Annotated in this window: 15 protein-coding genes; 6 read left to right on the forward strand and 9 right to left on the reverse strand. The window is 42.8% G+C overall.

All coding sequences use genetic code 11. The features are described 5' to 3' along the window. The 6 genes from gldE to NQ518_RS02545 all read left to right on the forward strand — a co-directional run bounded on the left by gldE (window position 1) and on the right by NQ518_RS02545 (window position 5,720). Window positions 1–1,347, forward strand: coding sequence for a gliding motility-associated protein GldE (gene gldE / locus NQ518_RS02520; RefSeq protein ID WP_227207091.1), 1,347 nt, complete (start codon window positions 1–3; stop codon window positions 1,345–1,347). A gap of 2 nt (window positions 1,348–1,349) precedes the next feature. Beyond that, complete coding sequence (locus NQ518_RS02525) at window positions 1,350–1,943, forward strand: 4'-phosphopantetheinyl transferase superfamily protein (RefSeq protein ID WP_227207079.1); 594 nt, start codon at window positions 1,350–1,352, stop codon at window positions 1,941–1,943. Between the two features lie 549 nt (window positions 1,944–2,492). Then, window positions 2,493–3,665, forward strand: coding sequence for an IS4 family transposase (locus NQ518_RS02530; RefSeq protein WP_227208630.1), 1,173 nt, complete (start codon window positions 2,493–2,495; stop codon window positions 3,663–3,665). Between the two features lie 49 nt (window positions 3,666–3,714). Beyond that, on the forward strand, window positions 3,715–4,107 hold the full coding sequence (locus tag NQ518_RS02535) for a hypothetical protein (RefSeq protein WP_227960942.1): 393 nt from the start codon (window positions 3,715–3,717) through the stop codon (window positions 4,105–4,107). Window positions 4,108–4,627: 520 nt separating this feature from the next. Continuing rightward, complete coding sequence (locus NQ518_RS02540) at window positions 4,628–5,071, forward strand: hypothetical protein (RefSeq protein ID WP_227207083.1); 444 nt, start codon at window positions 4,628–4,630, stop codon at window positions 5,069–5,071. 37 nt (window positions 5,072–5,108) lie between these two features. Beyond that, window positions 5,109–5,720, forward strand: coding sequence for a hypothetical protein (locus NQ518_RS02545; RefSeq protein WP_227207085.1), 612 nt, complete (start codon window positions 5,109–5,111; stop codon window positions 5,718–5,720). A gap of 1,536 nt (window positions 5,721–7,256) precedes the next feature. Here the strand turns inward: NQ518_RS02545 and NQ518_RS02550 are convergent. The 9 genes from NQ518_RS02550 to NQ518_RS02590 all read right to left on the reverse strand — a co-directional run bounded on the left by NQ518_RS02550 (window position 7,257) and on the right by NQ518_RS02590 (window position 18,782). Further along, the gene (locus NQ518_RS02550) at window positions 7,257–8,507 is read right to left on the reverse strand and encodes a phosphoglycerate kinase (RefSeq protein ID WP_227960940.1); all 1,251 of its coding nucleotides are present in this window, start codon (window positions 8,505–8,507) and stop codon (window positions 7,257–7,259) included. 316 nt (window positions 8,508–8,823) lie between these two features. Next, the gene (locus tag NQ518_RS02555; protein WP_227208241.1) at window positions 8,824–9,672 is read right to left on the reverse strand and encodes an N-acetylmuramoyl-L-alanine amidase-like domain-containing protein; all 849 of its coding nucleotides are present in this window, start codon (window positions 9,670–9,672) and stop codon (window positions 8,824–8,826) included. Window positions 9,673–9,680: 8 nt separating this feature from the next. Further along, window positions 9,681–10,772: a DUF4421 domain-containing protein gene (locus NQ518_RS02560; protein WP_227208239.1), complete on the reverse strand. Its 1,092-nt coding sequence runs from the start codon at window positions 10,770–10,772 to the stop codon at window positions 9,681–9,683. A 16-nt stretch (window positions 10,773–10,788) separates the two neighbouring features. Then, on the reverse strand, window positions 10,789–11,772 hold the full coding sequence (locus NQ518_RS02565) for a Gfo/Idh/MocA family protein (protein WP_004350597.1): 984 nt from the start codon (window positions 11,770–11,772) through the stop codon (window positions 10,789–10,791). A 1-nt stretch (window position 11,773) separates the two neighbouring features. Continuing rightward, window positions 11,774–13,075 (reverse strand): NCS2 family permease, encoded by a 1,302-nt coding sequence (locus NQ518_RS02570; RefSeq protein ID WP_227208238.1) that lies wholly within the window; start codon window positions 13,073–13,075, stop codon window positions 11,774–11,776. Window positions 13,076–13,106: 31 nt separating this feature from the next. After that, the gene (gene nudC, locus NQ518_RS02575) at window positions 13,107–13,886 is read right to left on the reverse strand and encodes an NAD(+) diphosphatase (protein ID WP_227208236.1); all 780 of its coding nucleotides are present in this window, start codon (window positions 13,884–13,886) and stop codon (window positions 13,107–13,109) included. Next, entirely contained in the window at window positions 13,883–15,664 is a 1,782-nt protein-coding gene (locus NQ518_RS02580; RefSeq protein WP_227208234.1) for a bifunctional metallophosphatase/5'-nucleotidase, read from the reverse strand. The genes nudC and NQ518_RS02580 overlap by 4 nt, the downstream gene beginning before the upstream one ends. A 103-nt stretch (window positions 15,665–15,767) precedes the next feature. Next, window positions 15,768–16,202, reverse strand: coding sequence for a BT0820 family HAD-type phosphatase (locus tag NQ518_RS02585; RefSeq protein WP_227208232.1), 435 nt, complete (start codon window positions 16,200–16,202; stop codon window positions 15,768–15,770). A 63-nt stretch (window positions 16,203–16,265) separates the two neighbouring features. After that, window positions 16,266–18,782 carry a GumC family protein gene (locus tag NQ518_RS02590; protein ID WP_227208230.1) on the reverse strand — a complete coding sequence of 839 codons (2,517 nt, stop codon included), beginning with the start codon at window positions 18,780–18,782 and terminating at the stop codon, window positions 16,266–16,268. Window positions 18,783–18,828: the final 46 nt, after the last annotated feature.

Consider the following 18,828-nt stretch of genomic DNA (forward strand, 5'->3'; position numbering starts at 1 on the left):
TTGGATATCTCCTCTATTAGCTCTTCTTTATCAGATGTCACCTTCCAGTATCCAACAGTAGGCGTCATCTTTGCAGCCGTTCTGGCGGCTCTTTTGTTGCTGGCCTCCGGCTTCGCAAGCGGTTCTGAAATAGCTTTTTTCAGTCTTTCTCCTACCGATCTCGCTGCATTAGACGGTGAAAGAAGCGTCCGTGACCGCAAGATTCAAATGCTACGTGATGACAGTCAACGTACGCTGGCTACCATTCTGATTACCAACAACTTTGTCAACGTCACCATCATCATGCTGTGCAACTATGTGTTTGGTTCGCTATTTCATTTTGGACCAAAGGCTTATTGGTTGCAATTTCTCACCATTACAGTGTTGTTGACGTTCTTGTTATTGCTGTTTGGTGAAATCATGCCCAAGGTTTATAGTCGTCAAAACCCCTTGAAGTTTTGCAGAAACAGTGTCAATGGCATCTTGTTCTTCCGAAAAATGTTTTGGCCTATCGAGAATATCTTGCTGCGAAGCGGGGTGATAGCCGAACGGGTCATACAAAAACAAAACCATGTTCTCAGCGTTGATGATTTGGAACAGGCATTGGAATTGACAGACAAGGAAGACATTAAAGACGAACAGAGCATGCTGCAAGGCATTATTCGTTTTGGGGATGAGACGGCAAAAGAGGTGATGACGCCACGAAAAGACATAGTTGACATAGACATTCATTCTAATTTTAATGAAGTCATGCAGTGCATCATCGAAAACAACTATAGCCGCATTCCGGTGTATCAGGACAATGATGACAATATTCGCGGCGTTTTGTACATCAAAGATTTGCTCCCTCATCTCAATAAGCCTGCCGCTTTTCGTTGGCAGAGTCTTATCAGACCAGCCTACTTCGTACCAGGCACGAAGAAGATTGATGACTTGATGACTGAGTTTCAGGAGAATAAGGTGCACATTGCCATCGTTGTTGACGAGTTTGGAGGAACATGTGGATTGATTACCTTGGAAGACATTCTGGAAGAAATTGTCGGAGAAATCAATGATGAATATGATGAGGAAGAACGTACATTTTCTAAATTAAACGAAAATACGTACCTGTTTGAAGGCAAGACCCCATTGTCCGATTTCTTCAAAATCTTAGACATCCATGATGATGAGTTCAGTGATGTGCAGGGTGATGCCGACTCTTTAGCCGGATTGCTGTTAGAGATGAAGGGCGATTTTCTTCATCTTCACGAGAAGATCAGCTATAAGAACTATACTTTTGAAATTGTGGGAATAGAGGAGAGGCGTATCAGTCAGGTGAAATTGGTGGTCCATCCCATTGCTACGGATGAGAACGAAGTAAACGAATAGCAATGCCCGTCCTCAGTATTAGCCAGTTGACAAAGGATGTGAAACTTGGACTGTGGAAGATTGATGAGTCCATAGATGAGTTTCTGTCTGCCTATCCACACCTTGAACAAGTTGTTTCCGGTTATCATCATTTTGAGCGCAAGCGCCAAAAAATGGCGGTCTACGCATTGTTATATGCCATGAATGGCAACCAGCATGTCGTCATCAATCATGATTCGCATGGCAAACCTTTACTGAAAGATTTTTTTATTAGTATCAGTGATACAGCGGGATATGTAGCCATCATCTTGAGCAAAACGAAAGAGGTGGCCGTTGATATCGAATATTACAGCAACCGGGTGGACCGCATAGCCAAGCGGTTTCTTCGTGAAGATGAAGTGGCTGGCACTACAGAGAGCCGGCTCATCCATTGGAGCGCCAAGGAAACGGTGTTCAAATACTTCTCTGCACACCGGTTACAATATGCGGACATGCGACTGCATCCATTCCAAGTGGCCAGCGAAGGGTGTGTCAACGTCGACAATTTGAAGGCCAACCAGACAGTTCCCGTTTATTATCGTCTCAACGATAGGTATGTTTTAACCTACACCTACTAACCTGAGTTAGGATAAGAATGTTCCGTTCTCGATATCTTTCCTAAGGACATAAATATATTTGAGATAGAGGTTATCAATAAATTTCCATCAAGCTCTGATATATGATTCCAATATTATGCTTTCAGAATAGATAGAACAACAGGTAGTCAATTAGGAAATTGGATGCAGCAAAGTGTAAACGGGAGTGCAGGAATAATAGGTAATAATAATAGACGATAAAGCAAAATGTTTTTAAAAATCACACTATTAGAATCTTTTAAAATTAGGAATAACATTGTTTTAAAGAATGTTATTCCTGAACTTGGTAAAAAAAATTTGCTAAATCTCCATTTGTAAACACATGTTACGGTCTTGCTAATCCTTCGTTATACATATATGAGCTGTGTCGGTTAGTTGATTGTCAGTATATAGAATTTCACTACTGTCCACGAAAATCTTTTAATAATCTCTTGAAACGCCTATAAATACAAGCTTGTAGGAGATAAAATAGACTCCCTACTTTTGAAAAGAGTATCTTTGCCACAAATTACAATTTGAAAGCAGATACTTATGAACAAAGGTCGATACGTATTTTCACAGCTGTGCGACTTTCTGCCGACAGACCATTTCAAATGGTTGATAAAAAAGTATGAAGGTAATAAATATGTGAAGAGTTTCACTTGTTGGAATCATCTGATGGTTCTTCTATTTGGTCAGTTGTCTAATCGTGAGGGATTACGAGACCTTATTGTAACCATCACTCCGTTCAAGTCAGCGTTCCACCATCTTGGTTTTGGAAAGAATGTCAGTAGAAGCAATTTGAGCAAGGCCAATGAAATACGCGAAGTCAAGATATTCCAAGAGTTTGCAGACAAGATGGTTTCCATAGCAAGAGAGAAACGAGGAGTCGTCAAGGACTTCTTCATATCGAACAATGTCTATGCGTTTGACTCCTCAACAATATCATTGTGCCTTTCTGTATACTGGTGGACTAAACTGCATCATGGGAAAGGAGGAGTGAAATTGCATGAACTGTATGACGTGAAGACAGACATTCCGACATTTTCTGTCATTACAGACGCTTCAGTTCACGATTCTCAAGTGATGGAGCTAATTCCCTATGAGAAAGAGAGTTTCTATATATTTGACAGAGCGTATATGGCAACTAGGAAACTTTATATAATAGAAGGAGCAGAAGCTTACTTTGTCGTGAGAGAGAAGCATAAAATGCCGTTTGAGGTCATAGAGGATAAAGAATACAACAACCCTTCATCTGGAATTATGGCTGACCAAATTATACGTTTCAAGGGATACAAGACTAAGAAGCAATATCCAAATAAACTTCGACGAGTGGTATTCTATGACTATGATGGTAATAGGACATTTGTATTTTACACGAACAATTTTGAAATTACAGCGGAACAGGTTGCTATGCTTTACAAATACAGATGGAGAGTAGAACTGTTCTTCAAATGGCTGAAGCAACATCTGCGCATCAAAGAGTTTTATGGAACCTCGGAGAATGCTGTAAAAATACAAATCTATGCAGCTATCATTGCATATTGTCTTGTCGTTATCGTACAAGAATGTATGGGGCTAAAGCTTCAAACCTATGATGTTCTAAGAATTTTAAGCACGGCATTGTTGACAAAAATGCCATTGTGTGACTTGCTCATTGAACAGAAAGAGGAAGAATTTACTGAAGGAAAAAACCTGCAGCTCTGCCTCAATTTTGATGGGTAACTATCAATTTGTTACTTTTTGAAATGTTAAAGGGTTTTCGTGGACAGTAGTGATAGAATTTATTACCATATATATTAGTAAAAGGGATTCTTATATTCAAATTTATCTGAATATATTCGAATTATCTCCTAGACTAAATGATATTTACCAATTAGAGAATATTGATGGTTTAAATTTTCATTTGTTACCAAATAATAAAAAGAGAGCAAGACTTGACATGGATTTGTTACATACAATTCCTTTATTTAGTAAAAGATTTATGTTTGATTATTATAAATTGCATACAGCTTGGTCAAAAAAAGGAATGGAAAGACAAATAGAAAAACTAAAAAGAAGATTAGAAAAGGATATTTCTAATATAGAGAACTTCATTAATAAATGGCTTTCTATTTATACTCCTAATATTACACAATGGAATGGGGAAGTTATTAAAGAAAGGTAGGTCAGAATAACAGCCTGATAATCAATTTTGTTCAAAATAATTAGGTATAAAGGCAGGGAAAGATTCTCTGCCTTTTGTTATATTTGTAGTCCAAAAGAAAGAAAAATGAATATATGAGAACGCGTCGGCACTTTATGCTCCAGATTGGGAAGTTGAGTTTCAATGTCTGCATTGCAATTTAACGGAAGTAATCAAAGGTGCGAAGAATGGTATGGGTATAACAAAAACGAGAGCAATAAACAGGAAAGAACGACGTTAAATAGTTGATAACCATAAACAATCGTACGTTATGACAGAATTAAAGGTAATGAAAATAACGAAACTTCTTTCTGTAAGTACAAGAGACAAGCCGAATGAAGGGTACGAGAAGATGTAGTTCTACTACCATCTTGATCACTTGGGCAGCAGTAGCTACATCACCAACCTTGACGGCGAGGTATCGTAGCACATCGAATATGTGCCGTTCGGTGAAGTGTTCATAGAGGAGCGCAACAAAACAAGGACAAAAATATCTTGGAGAATGATTGTTTTTAATAAAAAAATGATGCTCTTTCTGAAAAGACAGCTTATTTCAAATAGGCTGTCCAAAGGGCTTGCAGATCTTTTAAAAGAAGGAATCACTGTTAATGGACAATGTATTTTCTTTAAACGTTTTTATGTCAATAATCCACATATAACATTAGATTTGTTTGATGATATGACGGCGTATGAATGTTTTCTCAATAATGTTCACATTGAGGATTTTTGTCGTAAGGATATTGTATCAAATGCTTTTATTTTTGCAGATAGATTGGAGAATATACTTAAAGAAATGAAATGTGGATATGAGATTATATTAACCATACAAAGAGAGTCATGTGTACTTACATTCCATTCGTTGCATGAATCTGAAGCAGATTGGATGGATCTCTGTAAAATCGATGATTATAAATGTGGAATAGCTCTTTTTAGGTCTCAAGTGTAATGCTCAAAACTGAGGTCGCCAAAATAAAAGATTAGTAATGAGATTTTGTGCTATATTGATACTTTCTGTGATTTCAATTCTAAATAGTTTAGAATTGAAATCACAAACTGTTGTAAAAATTTTAAGCAATGGTTGTAAGGTAGAGAGAAGTTTATTTCTAAACGAAAAAAAAATCGGGGTGTATAATAAACGAGGTAGATTGGTTAAATTGTCCGCAGATGATATCAAATATCAAAAGATATTTTTAGATCAATCTTATAGCCTGATTGATTATGGAATAATTCTAAAATATCCCGAGGTCATATATAAAGATGCGTGTATTATTGCTGATATTTTGTCAAGTTATGACCCAAGCGAAATCTTATCGTTTACAAAGCCTATAGGGGAGCGAAAAAAGATTTCTATACAAGATATCAATAAGTATTACACGTATCTTGATGCCAGTGTTGACTATGTAGTTAGTATTAACATTATAGTCAAGGATAGTCTTATTACCCAATATAGTTATACCTACAAGCCCAATATGTCTGACGTCATTATTTCATATACATGTGTATTTACTTATGATAAAAATAACCGAATAGTAAAATTAGAAAAAATATATAGACGACACTATGAAACAAAAGAAATTATATATGAAAACAAATAACACATGATTTTTGGTAATGTTCCAAATTGGGACTTGTCAGAATAACTACTTAATAATCAATTTGGTTCTAAATAATTAGGTATAAAGGCAGGGAAAGATTCTCTGCCTTTTGCTATATTTGTAGTCCAAAACAAAGAAAAATGAATATACAAGAACACATCGGCACTTTGCACTCCAGATTGGGAGTGAAAAACTCAAGTTTTCAACACCAAACAAGAGTTTTATAAAAGGATTGACTAATTTTGCACTTGCTGGTTGACTCTACGGCTGGTGGTTCAAAATCAGATATAAAAGGCGATTAATAAATTTGTATCAACAATGGAATAAGAAGCATCCCGGATAGTTTGAATCTACAGTTGAGTAATTAACTTTCTGCAATGTATTGGCAATCTATTGTTGCAAATACATTGCTAATGATAACAATTTAAAATATGAATGATAGTATAATCGTATATGCTATTTCTTTAATATGCATAATATTACTACTAATAGAATGGATTTTTATTAGTCACAAAAAATATTCAATAAATGCAATTGTGTTTATTGTTTATTCATTTCCTTTGTACTACTTAATGACCTATAAAGGTGCAGGTGGAGCTGCTTTTACGTGGTGGTTCTATTTGGTGTTATTTACATCTATCCATGTAATAATCTTATTGATTATAGTTTTGCATTTTTTTAGAACTACTTCGAATAGAAGAAGTAGTGCAAATAAAAAGAAACGATGTTGTGACAAGTAAAGCAAAAGGAAACTCTGTCAAGGATGAGAACATGATGATTGTCTACGGAAGAAAAGTGTATGTCATATTCGAATATGTGACAAAGGTTTTCAATCCTTAAATGAAAGTGTAAAATAAACTGTATCAAGCTATGACAAGGTAGTTTACAACAGTTTATTGTACGCTCAGCATGAGCATTATCTAACGGGTGCAACTCCCGAGTATGGCCTAATAGCGCGAATTACATAACTAAAGGCAAGGGTGTTCATCGTGAGGTGAAATCTGAAGGAAGCTGGCGACAAACATCTGACTTAACGTACAGAAACTTTTTATAAGGCATTTGGCCATGGATGAGATTGTCAAACAAATCAAAGTCTTATAGCTATTCGGAATGGTTGGCGGAGTTCCCTTGAGCTTAACGAAAAATAAAGTAGATATAAGGTGGAAAGATATTGTTCATATCCGAGGAGGACTCACGGACGCATCAAATAGTTTTTTTACGAAAGAAACGGAGTAACGCTTGCTGTGAAAAGTCAGCAGATGCCATAGTAGTGGAGTACTCGATAACGCTCCACGAAAGGCAGACCTGTCAATTAAACGGTAGTAACTGAAACGTATATCGAAGGCATGGCTGAAAACAACATGCCGCACACCGTAAGGTGTAAAAACGCGAAACTGCCGTATGCCAAACGGCACGTACGGTGATGGGGAGGTCGGCAAATGTGAAAAATAGGAGGTAAATGTCTTTTATGAATAACATTTACCTCCTACCCAATTTTATTTATGCCTGCAAGGAAATATCCCTTGCATGCTGTTTTCAGCCTTTAATGGCAGCTACACCGGGAAGAGTTTTTCCCTCAATGGCCTCAAGCATTGCGCCACCACCAGTAGAAACGTAAGAAACCTTGTCGGCCAAGCCAAACTTGTTGACAGCTGCCACTGAGTCGCCACCGCCAACCAGAGAGAATGCACCATTCTCTTGCGTGGCTTGAGCTACGTATTTGGCAATTTCACCAGTACCGTGTGCGAAGTTTTCCAACTCGAACACACCAACAGGACCGTTCCACAAGATAGTCTTAGAATCGAGAATAATCTTCTTCCAGTTCTCCAAACTCTCTTCCGATGCGTCCATGCCTTCCCATTCGTCTGGAATTTCATTGATGGGGAACACTTTGCGTTCGGTGTCGTTGGAGAATTCCTTTCCGCAAACGGTTGCTACCGACAATGACAGGTTCACGCCCTTTTCTTTGGCGGCTTTCATCACATTAAGAGCCTCTGGCATCAAATCATCTTCGTGCAACGACTTACCAATCTTGCCACCTTGTGCTTTGATGAAGGTGTAACCCATGCCGCCGCCGATAATCAAGTTGTCTACCTTGTCAAGCAAGTTCTTGATAACACCCAGCTTAGAGCTTACCTTGCTGCCACCGATGATGGCCGTGAAAGGATGTTGTGCGTTCTTCAACACGTTGTCAATGGCAGTAACCTCTTTCTCCATCAGGTAGCCTAACATCTTGCTATCGGCGTCAAAATAGTCGGCGATCACAGCTGTTGAAGCGTGCTTGCGGTGAGCGGTACCAAAGGCATCGTTTACATATACGTCTGCATACGAAGCCAGTTTCTTGGCAAAGTCTGCCTGGCTGGTCTTCATGGCCTTCTTTGCCTCGTCATATTCTGGTGTGCCTTTTTCTACGCCTACAGGCTTGCCTTCTTCTTCAGCATAGAAGCGAAGATTTTCCAGCAACAGTGCTTCACCCATCTTCAAGTCAGCTGCCTCTTTCTCAGCATGGGCGCAGTCTTTCGCAAATTTCACGTTAACGCCTAAAGCATCTGAAACGTTCTTAACGATTTGTTCGAGTGATAATTCAGCCTTCACTTTGCCTTTGGGCTTGCCCATGTGGCTCATCATGATGACAGCACCGCCGTCTGCAAGAATTTTCTTCAGCGTAGGCAGAGCACCACGAATGCGGGTGTCGTCGGTTACCTTTCCATTTTCATCCAATGGAACATTGAAGTCTACGCGTACAATTGCTTTCTTTCCAGCAAAATTGAATTGATCAATTTTCATTTTCGAATCTTTTATTTGTTAATGATAATTTATTCTCGTTGTGTTGACAAAGTTACGAAAAATAGCTGTGAATTCACTCTATTTTATGGGTTCTTTTTATTTTGTCATCACTCTGTAGCTCGATTGATTCCATTGTTTTTCTTTCGAAAACCAATCTCCATGACTTTGGCAGCCAATCTCTTTGACTTTGACTGCCAAACTCTTTGACTTTGACTGCCAAACTCTATGAGATTGCACGACAATGGTAAAAGCCTGAAAACAACAGCGTTTTGAGGTTGAATAAATGAGCTGTTCAAGTGGTCGGCAACCCTTGTGTTTACAGTCCGGCACACCTGACCGCCCTGATGCCAATTTGTGAGCGTTGTCTACTCATGTACTTGTTGAGCGTCATCGATTCTTCCACCACTTTTCCGTGAATGGAGGAGGCATTGAGCAGATGTAGGCCATCTTCGTGCCAGATGGCTATGCCGACGTGACTGGTATCCAGCCCTTTTCGGCTGGTGAGCATGGCCAGGATGTCACCGTCTTTGATGCACCGCCTGAGGAGGGGCGTATTGCGAATGCTGTCCTTGGGAATGTACAGATATTCGTTGCCACTTAGCTCAATCTCCATTTCTCGAATGGCTGCGATGACCTCCGGCTTGCCCTTCATCATCGGATAATATTGCGGATGGGTTGTCATGTAGTGCAGGTCAAGCACCTGTGTAGCCGAGAAAGGCGGGTCAAGCTCTTCAACATGCTGGATGTAGCCCATGCGCACGTTGTCTTCTATCCAGGATGAGAAGTAGTGAAGACGGTTGGGATAAGCTACTTTTCCATTGCGATATCTGACGAGTCGCAGAAATTGACAAAAGTCTTGAAAACGCTTTTGATGGTTCTTGTGGCATAAGAAAAGTGCCAAAACATTTTCCACATACGTTGTACAGTCAAGTTCGCGCAAGTTGATAACCAGGTTCTCCCGGTCGTTGTTTTCCAAGGTCTTGGCGATATAGGGCGTTCCAATCAACTGACGAGCAAAAAATATCACCATGTTTGTGCCTTTGTCTTGCTGACGGGCAGAAGCGAGAAGTTGTTCAACCTTGACACTGTCAGCTTTTTCATATTGCAGGGTTTGCCCGAAGACCTGTAGGCAGAAGGTGGATAATAGTAAAAATAGCAGTCGCATATATCAAATTATTTTTGTTTTATTTTTCCAAAATTAAATCCTACATAGATGTTGAAGTTACCGAAAATGGTACTTGTTGAAAACTGACCTTTCTGATAGTTGTATACGTGGAATATGGTACTTGTGCCTACATAATAGCGCGTATTGTTCCACACAACGCCAACCCGGCCTACTGCATCGACGTTGAATTTTTTCAGATTGTAATCATGGGTGGTCGTTTGTTCTTTCAAAACGTCACCCACGCTGTGCTTGTACGCCAGTCCCAGGCATAGGGAAGAGGCGAACAGCCAGTTGTGGGCAAACACCCAGTTGTAAGCATATCCGCCAGAAACTGAAATGTCGGAGTAGTGATAATTACCAAATGTCAGACGTGTGTCTTCTTTCGTTTTTCCCTCTTCCCCTGGTTTTAACACCGATCTGACCAGATGATTAAGTTCAGACAGGTCGATGCTCATCTTGTGCTTGGTATAGCCAATGCCCACCATAGGCGACCCATAACTTCTTCGTTGTACCGTGGATTGGCTGAAAGCAGCTGGGTAAGAGAATTTTCGGTGATTGAAAATGTAGTAGAGATTGAAGCCCTTGATGCTCGACTTGAAGCCACTGAACGGTTGCTTCTCAAGAGGTTTGGTGTCGATTTTATCATCAATATACAGGCTTCTGATACTATATAAGTTGCCCGTTTTACGATAAAACAAATCTATGGTGAGGCGCGAAGAATAGAGGCTCAGGTCTATTTCTTGGCGATCCTTATTCTTGTCGTAGTGTTTGAGATCGAAGGTATAGCCCAGAAAAAACCACCTGTAGCCTACGAAAGGGCCTATCTTGATGCTGGGTTGGGGAGCCAAGGTGACAGTTTGTCCTTGTTGGTTGCGCAAACGATAGCCTTCATAGGTGTTGGTGTTTTGCAGCATCACGGTGTAGTAGTAATGCTGTGGTTCGACATAATTGGTGTCTACTTCCGAGAAACTCTCTACGAACCTGACCGCCCCCTGGGTTAGTTTCTTGAAGAAACCTTTTCTCTCAGGGATGGTATCAGCCAGCATGTGGGTCGAAAATACGACCAACAACAGTAGTGTGTATCGTTTGTAGTGTAGCATCAAAATAGGTATGCAGTTAAAATTTACCCAATATTCTGTCCATCACCCAATTTACTGGCGTGGCACTGACGCTCGTGCAGGTGCAGACACCGATACCTTGCAGGTCTTCGGTAACCGCTTTGATGATGGGTAGCTGAACGTATGATGGGTTAGGAACCGTGATGTTTCGGATGCCGTCAGAGGTGATTAACTGAATGGGATGATAGTTGTAAACCGAGAACGACAGTGAGCCTTGCTCGCCAACCACGTCGATGCTGTCTTCCTTTGCACTCTGATGACCTACGAAGCACCATGACCCGCTTCCCGGAAGACCATTCTCAAACAGGAAACAAGCACTGATGGTGTCCTCGGCAGAGTATAGGTGTGCGCGGTTGGCACAATAGCCATGCGCCTGGGTAATCACACCAAAGAATTCTTGCAGCAAGTCAAGTTGATGAGGTGCCAGGTCATAAAAGTAGCCACCGCCAGCGATGTCGGGTTGCAGTCGCCACGGAAGATGGCGGCTGCCGCTGTAGTCCAGATCCCGAGGAGGAACGGAAAAACGCACTTGCACGTTGGTCACCGTGCCGATGGTTCCACTGTCCAGGATGCTTTTCACCTTCTGAAAATAGGGTAGGTATCTTCTGTAGTAGGCTACAAAGCAGGGAACTCCCGTTTGCTGGCTTACTCTGTTGATGCGCGCGCAATCTTCATAACTGGCAGCCAAAGGCTTCTCAATGTAGACCGGCTTGCCCGCCTTCATGGCCATGATAGCGTAGGTGGCATGGCTGGAGGGTGGGGTAGCGATGTAAATGGCGTTCACCTCGGGGTCGTCTATGAGCTGCTGCGCATCGGTATACCATTTCTTGATGTGGTGACGCTCGGCGTACGATAGCACTTTCTCCTTGCTCCTGCTGTACACAGCTTCTACATGCGATCCCTCAACCTCATTGAAGGCAGGTCCCGATTTCAATTCGGTGACCTCGCCGCATCCGATGAATCCCCAACTGATATGTTTCATATTAATTGAAAACGAAGTTAATGATGAACAGAATGGCTAACGTTACGAGTGTGATGTTGAGTTGTTTCCAACGGCCAACACACAACTTCAAAATCACATAGCTCAAGATGCCAAGGCAGATACCGTCGGCAATGGAATAGCAAAGTACCATGGTAATCATGGTAATGAAGGCAGGGAATGACTCGCTTACATCACTCAAATCGAGCTTTTTCACCGAGTCGAGCATCAGCACACCTACCAACACCAATGCGCCACTGGTAGCAGCACCGGGGATGAGGAGAAAGATAGGCGATACCAAAAGGGAAAGGAGGAAGAGAATACCCACAAACGCTGATGTCACACCGCTTCGGCCACCTTCCGCAATACCCGATGCACTTTCAATATAGGTGGTGATGGTGGAGGATCCGAGCATGGCTCCACAGGTGGTACCAATGGCATCGCTCATCATCGCTTCTTTCACTCTTGGAATGGAACCGTCGGGTTGTACGATGCCCGTTTTCTCTGCCAAACCGACCAAGGTGCCGATGGTATCGAAGATGTTGACAATGAGCAACGAGAAAATCACCAACAGGGTCTTGATGTTGAGGAACCCGTTGAAGTCGAAATGACAGAAGATGGGGGAGATGTCTTGTGGCGCGGAAACCGGCAGCCAGCCATCAGGTATCATGGTGACGCCCATAGGTATGCCAATGAGCGTTGCGGCAACGATGCCATAGAACAGCGACCCTTTGACATTGCGGGCCATCAGGATACCACTCAGCAGAATGGCGATGATGCCCAATGTCGACTCGGGGGTGAAGGCACCCAAGCCCACAAACGTGCCTTCTTTGGCCACGATGATGCCCGCATTCTTGAGGCCGATAAACGCAATGAACATGCCAATGCCCGCAGAGATGGCGTACCGCAGGTTTTTGGGTATGCTGTCGAGAATTAATTCGCGTACATTGAAAAAGGTAATGAGTAGAAACACGAGCCCCTCAATGAGCATGATGGCCAGGGCTTGTTCCCATGAATAGCCCATAGCCTGACAGAGCGTGTAGGCAAAAAAGGCATTCAGTCCCATGCTGGGAGCCTGTGCAAAGGGCAGTTTGGCCATGAAGGCCAGCAGCAAGGTGGCTATAGCAGCTGACAAAGCTGTAGCCGTGAAGAGCGCACCCTTATCCATTCCCGTGCTCGAGAGAATGGCTGGATTGACGGCGAGGATATAACTCATTGTTAAGAATGTGGTTGCTCCGGCAATCAATTCTGTTTTCATTTTCATGCTCTTGGTATCGAAGCCAAGAAGTTTTGCGAATGGTTTCATGAGATATGTTTTGAAGATTCTTACAGTTTGGTTATTCTTCGCCTTTCTCCAGCCAGGCATCTATGAGCATTCTGGCAATAGAAAGCTTCTCTGGAATGGTGGGGAGATTATTCTTAGAGAACCAGCCACCCTTGCTTAATTCTGATCGCTGCAACCTTAACTCACCGCTAACATAGTCGGCATTGAAGCCCACCATCAAGCCGGAGGGGTAGGGCCATGGCTGCGAACTGAAGTAGGTTACGTTCTTAATCTTGATGCCCGTTTCCTCCATGACCTCGCGATGCACGGCTTCCTCCAGCGTTTCACCAGTTTCAACGAATCCCGCCACCAGTCCATAAAAGTCGGATTTGAAGTTTTTTGCATGAACCAATAGCACCTCATCTCCGCGGTGTATCAGCACGATGACGGCTGTGGCTAACTGTGGCCACACTTCTTTTCCGCATTGGGTGCAGCGTTTTGAAATGGCGGTGTGCATCTGCATTGGGCCACCACATACGCCGCAAAACTTGGTGTTGAAGTCCCAATAGAGCAGCTCGTGGCACTTTCCGGCCATTAAATATAAGTCGTGGGGCAGCTTGTAGAATGAAGCGCGCAGTCCACACATCTCATATTGTGGGTTGTTGGTGATGGGTTCATCTATTCGAAATGCCCGAACAGGAGTGCCGTCTGCCATGTTTTCCACATCCATAATATGTGTCCAAGGTTTTGTGTGTATCGGTGGTTCATCGGCAAGCGGTATGGTATATAGTCCGTTTGCTTGTTTTTCGAGCACGAGGTCTGTTTTACAAAATATAAAAAACAGGGTTTTCATTTCTCATCTTCCTCTCTTTGTGGTTGTCCAAAGATAAGCATTTTATCTCGTTTCAATGCAGGTATGGTCCACGCTGCGGGTACAAACTTCCAATTGTTATTGGGTTTGGGATTTATTTCTCCACATTTTTCAATCCATTGCATGAGATAATAACGCTGATCATGCTTGCTTTCGAACACGATACGTTGCTTCAATTCGGCCATGGAGATGCCCGCGCCACGTGTCAAGAGTTCACCTCCGCCGTTGCCTCTGTAACTGTTCATGGCAACCTTATACGTCTTCTTGAGGCTGAATGGCGTACCATCACTCATTTTCAGGATGTTAACTTTGTTTCCTTTTGGCTTGGTGACATCAACTTCATAATCGATGCCGGCAGCACTGTCGAAATTGAATGTGAAGTTTTTGAAGCCATAACGTTGTTGGTCATCCTTGGTCTTGTTGTCGATGAGGAGAATGTGGTCGCCGGGAGAGGTCATGGTGCTGACCCACAAATCGTAGCTCATTTCTAAGTAATTGCGAATTTCTTCGCCTGTCATCTTGAGCGCATAGATGTTGTTTTCGTATTTGTAGAGGTTGAAAAGGTCACTTACAAACACGTCGCCTGCCTTGATTTGGGCATCAAAAGCAAGGGGTGCGTTGAACGAGATGTCGGCTCCAGTAACCGTTAGTTGTAGGTTGTGAATCAAATCCGTAAAGGCTGAACTGCCAAAATAGCAATCACGACTGTAAATAGTGTGTTGAAATGAGCCAATCTTCCTATTGACAAAGGCGTTGACGGCATTGATGTCGTCTTGAAAATGCGCCATGAATTTTTGGTCAATCTGCTCATTTCGAATGTCTACCACGCGTCCGTTGACCTGCTTGCGCAATACGACATGGGCTTTCTTTCCTTTTCGTATCTGCTCATTCAGCGTAATCCTAATTTCGCTGTCGGTTACGTTGATAGCATTACAACCAGGATTGAGACAAACAACAGGTTGGCCTTTGCTGTTGAGAATGGTGCTGCTGTGAGGGGTATGATCGTGTCCAAAGAGTATCAAATCGAAGCCCGGAACCTCTTTTGCCACGCGCAAGGAGGCATCTTCTTCGTAGGTTGGGGTGGTAATGCCACCCTGTTTGCCCGAATGAAACAAACCAATGACGATGTCGGGGTGTTCGGTTGTTTGCAATACATTCATCCAGTGGCGTGCCGATTGCACCATGTTTTCAAACCGAAGTCCACTCCATAACTTTTCTTGAAGCCAGTTGGGTATGGCCGGAGTGAGCATGCCAAGGACGGCAATCTTGATACCATCCCGCTCAAGAATGGTGTATGGATGAACGTATGGTTGTTGAGTTTGGGTATTGACAATGTTGGCTCCGAGGGTAGGACACGACACTTCACGAATCCACTTGTCGTAAACGGCATGCCCGGTTTCGATGTCATGATTGCCTATGGTCTGTGCGTCATACTGCATGTAGTTGACAACAGATGCTGCGATATTAGGGCCTTGCGGGTTGACATAGTTGCTGTAATAGCAGATAGGCTGACCTTGTAATATGTCGCCGTTGTCTAATAGAATGAGATTCTTCCCATATTTTGCCCGCAGAGAGTCAACATAGGTCGTCACTCGGGCAAGACTACCTGCCTTTGGTCTGCGATTGATGAAGTCGTAAGGGAAGAAACTACCGTGGACATCACTGGTTTGGATGATGCGAAGATCAATTGTTTTGTTCTTGGCCATGATGCTTGTACTGCAACAAAGTGCAATGAGGCACCCCGTAATATATCTTTTCATGTTTATCACTCATTTGTGCAAAGTTAGTAGAAAAAAATGACTAACCGAAACGAATGATAAGGTTATTTAGTCAATTCGTTGACAGTTTGTTTGGTAGCACAATTCACCATTTCCACCAACGCTTTTTGGGTTTGGGTTCTTCGGCAGTTTGTCCTCGCAAGTATGCTTCACGAATCAGGTCTTTGGTTGTTTTATGATCGTGTATCATGTGATATATTTGTCCCCAGTCGGGCAATCCGCCAATATTTCGGTCGTCGATAAAGATATCGGCCTTAATCTTTCTGGAGAAATGGTTGTTGTTGGAGGTTCCTTCCTCTTCTGGATAGTCCTTGTTGACAGTCCAAAACTCAACCCCGCGTTCTTTGCACCAATCCACAGCCTCTTGCAGGAGAGTTCCCTCACGCACGCTCCATAAGATGAGTCGATGATGCTCATTGATGAGCATTTTGAGCGTTTCGGTAGCGAAAGGTATCTCTTGTCCTATCGCGGGGTATTTATGTTCTACGATGGTTCCGTCAAAATCAACTGCTATTGTCATCTATTTGAAATCAGTTTAAATGGTGGCAAATATAAAAATGATATTAGCACGCCATCAAGTGCATTAACGCTTGATGGACGTGTCGTTCTTGTCTCCATAGTGGCTGTTTGCATAGTTGCCGTAAGTACCGTAATTGCCATAGTGACCGTACGATCCGTATTTCCCATATTTTCCACCGTATCGTCCATACCTCCCATACTTTCCGTATCTGCCATATCCATAATAATATCCATGCTTCTTCTTGGACATGTCGATACCATTGATGACGATGGATATGTTAGGAAGTTTCTTCTCTTTTGCCAAGCTGTTGATCAGTCCGAAGCTTTCTTTGGGCGTGTAATCGGCACGGCACATGTAAACTGTGGCGTCTGCTACACGTCCTATTTGCAACGTGTCGGTGACGAGACCAACCGGAGCAGTGTCGATGAGAATGTAGTCATATTTCTCTTTCAACTGGTTGATGATGACGTCGAGTGAAGGGCGAGCTATTAATTCGGCAGGGTTGGGAGGAATGGGTCCTGACATGAGAAGATCCAGGTTGTTGTTCACGCCCGATGGCAAAATTTGGCTTTGGATTTCTTCCCAACTAGGCTGCTCCTTGGTTAACAACATGGTAATGCCATGATGATGATCGTTGATTTCAAAGAGCTCGGCCAAGCGTGGCTTGCGGATATCCAGTCCAACAAGAATTACTTTTTTACCAAGCAGTGCGAAGCTGACAGCCAGGTTGGAGGCGTTGAATGTCTTTCCTTCGCCAGAGGTACTCGACGTGAAGAGGATAACCTTCTGGTTTTCTTTCAGCATGAATTGGAGATTGGTTCGCATGCTTCGGAAGATTTCTTCCATCTGGTTGTTCTGGTTCTCGTGAACAACAATGTCGGCTTTTGTCTTAGCCGTATCACTGGCAACGGCGACGTCGGCCAAGATGGGAAGCTTGGTAAGCTTGGCAACATCATCGTGTCCTTCTATCCTATAGCGGAAGAAGTTGATTAAGAATAAGATGAGTGCAGGAATGCCCAGTCCCAAGAGCAAGGCGATGAGGAATATGAGTTGTCTGTTTGGACTTACTTGTCCACCGTTGGCGGGTTCGTCTATCAGAATGCCTTTGTCGGCTGTTGCTGCAAGCGAGATAGAGTTTTCTTCTCGCTTCTGTAATAACATCAAGTAGAGTCCTGATTTAACATCTTGCTGTCGGCCAATCTGAGTAAGCATTCTTTCTTGCTCTGGACTGGCAGTGAGTTGTCCTTGGTACTTGCCATATTGCGAAGCAACATTGTTGCGCTGAATTTGAAGTCCCTTCTTAGCTTGGGCCATGGCACGGTGGATGCTGTTGTTCAAATCATCCAATTGAGAAGTGAGGGGTGTTACCGTCGGTGAGGTCTCAGAAGCACTGCGAAGGAGTTTTTTTCTCTCCAATGCGATTTCGTTGTACTTATTGATCAAGCCGTTTACCGTAGGGTCTGAGATGCCCACGTTAGCTGGTAGCGTCTGATATTGGTTACTGGGTTGCGACATGCTTTCTTGTACGCTGTTGAGCAGGGCCACCTGTGTATTAGCTTCTGCCAGCTTCTGATCGTACTCGTTAGCGTTTTGCATAGCTTGACCAGCATTCATCGCTTGGTCTACCATTCTGTTGCGTTTCTTGTAGCTTTCCAGCTGTCCTTCAGTGGCTCCCAATTCTTCACTGATCTTTTCCAGACGGCTATTGATGAAGGCTTCTGTATTGCGTGCTACCTCATTCTTGTCCATGTTGGCCTGTCGGTTGTAACAGATGACCAATTGCTTTAAGTAATCGCTGGCGCGAGATGGTACTTCGTCCTTGACTCCCAGAAGAGCAATGGATGTTGTTTTATTGTTCTGCGCTACAGAGAAAGCACCTCTGTATCCTGCTGCTACACTTTTGGGTGGAAGAATGGAAACCTTGAACGATTGTCCGTCTTTCATGGAGCCTGCATTTTCGTTCATGAACGATAGAATACCAACTTTGGTTACTATTGTGGATGGCAGTTGACTAATCTTCTTGTCAATGTTCGTGGTTTGCCATCCTCTGCCTTCAACGGGGCTACTGTAACTTCCTGTGACATGATATGTGTTGCCTACTCTCTGGATAACCATAGAGATGGGTGAGCGCAGCTTATCGAGATGGGCAGGATCGAGGTCCACGCTGATGGGCTGACTCTTATAGATAACCATGTCTCTCACTCTTCCTTCAGAGGTATATTTAACGTAGAGCTTCAGGTCTTTCACCGTCTGTTCTGCCAGGTTCAGGGAAGATAAGATCTCCATTTCATTATCTATACCCGTTGAGTTTGACATCATGCCAAGGTTTGATGAATAGAGCAATGAGCTTCTTCCTCTTCTAGTTTCTTCCTCTTTAATTAGCAGCTTGGCGAACGACTGATAGATGCGTGGCGTGTAACGCAAATAGATAGCAGCCGCTCCCAGACAAATAATTACAGACAGTACAAACCATTTCCAGTTGAGGATGAGTGTCTGTATAATCGTTTGTAAATTGAAGAATGAATTCTCCTCTTGTCCTTCGACGTTCTCCAATTCCTGATTCTTTATCTCTTCTTCCATTTTTTAGCTAAAATATAAATTCTTGTTTCTTGTTCATTCCTTCCCA

The organism is Hoylesella buccalis ATCC 35310, from assembly GCF_025151385.1.
GTDB lineage: Bacteria > Bacteroidota > Bacteroidia > Bacteroidales > Bacteroidaceae > Prevotella > Prevotella buccalis.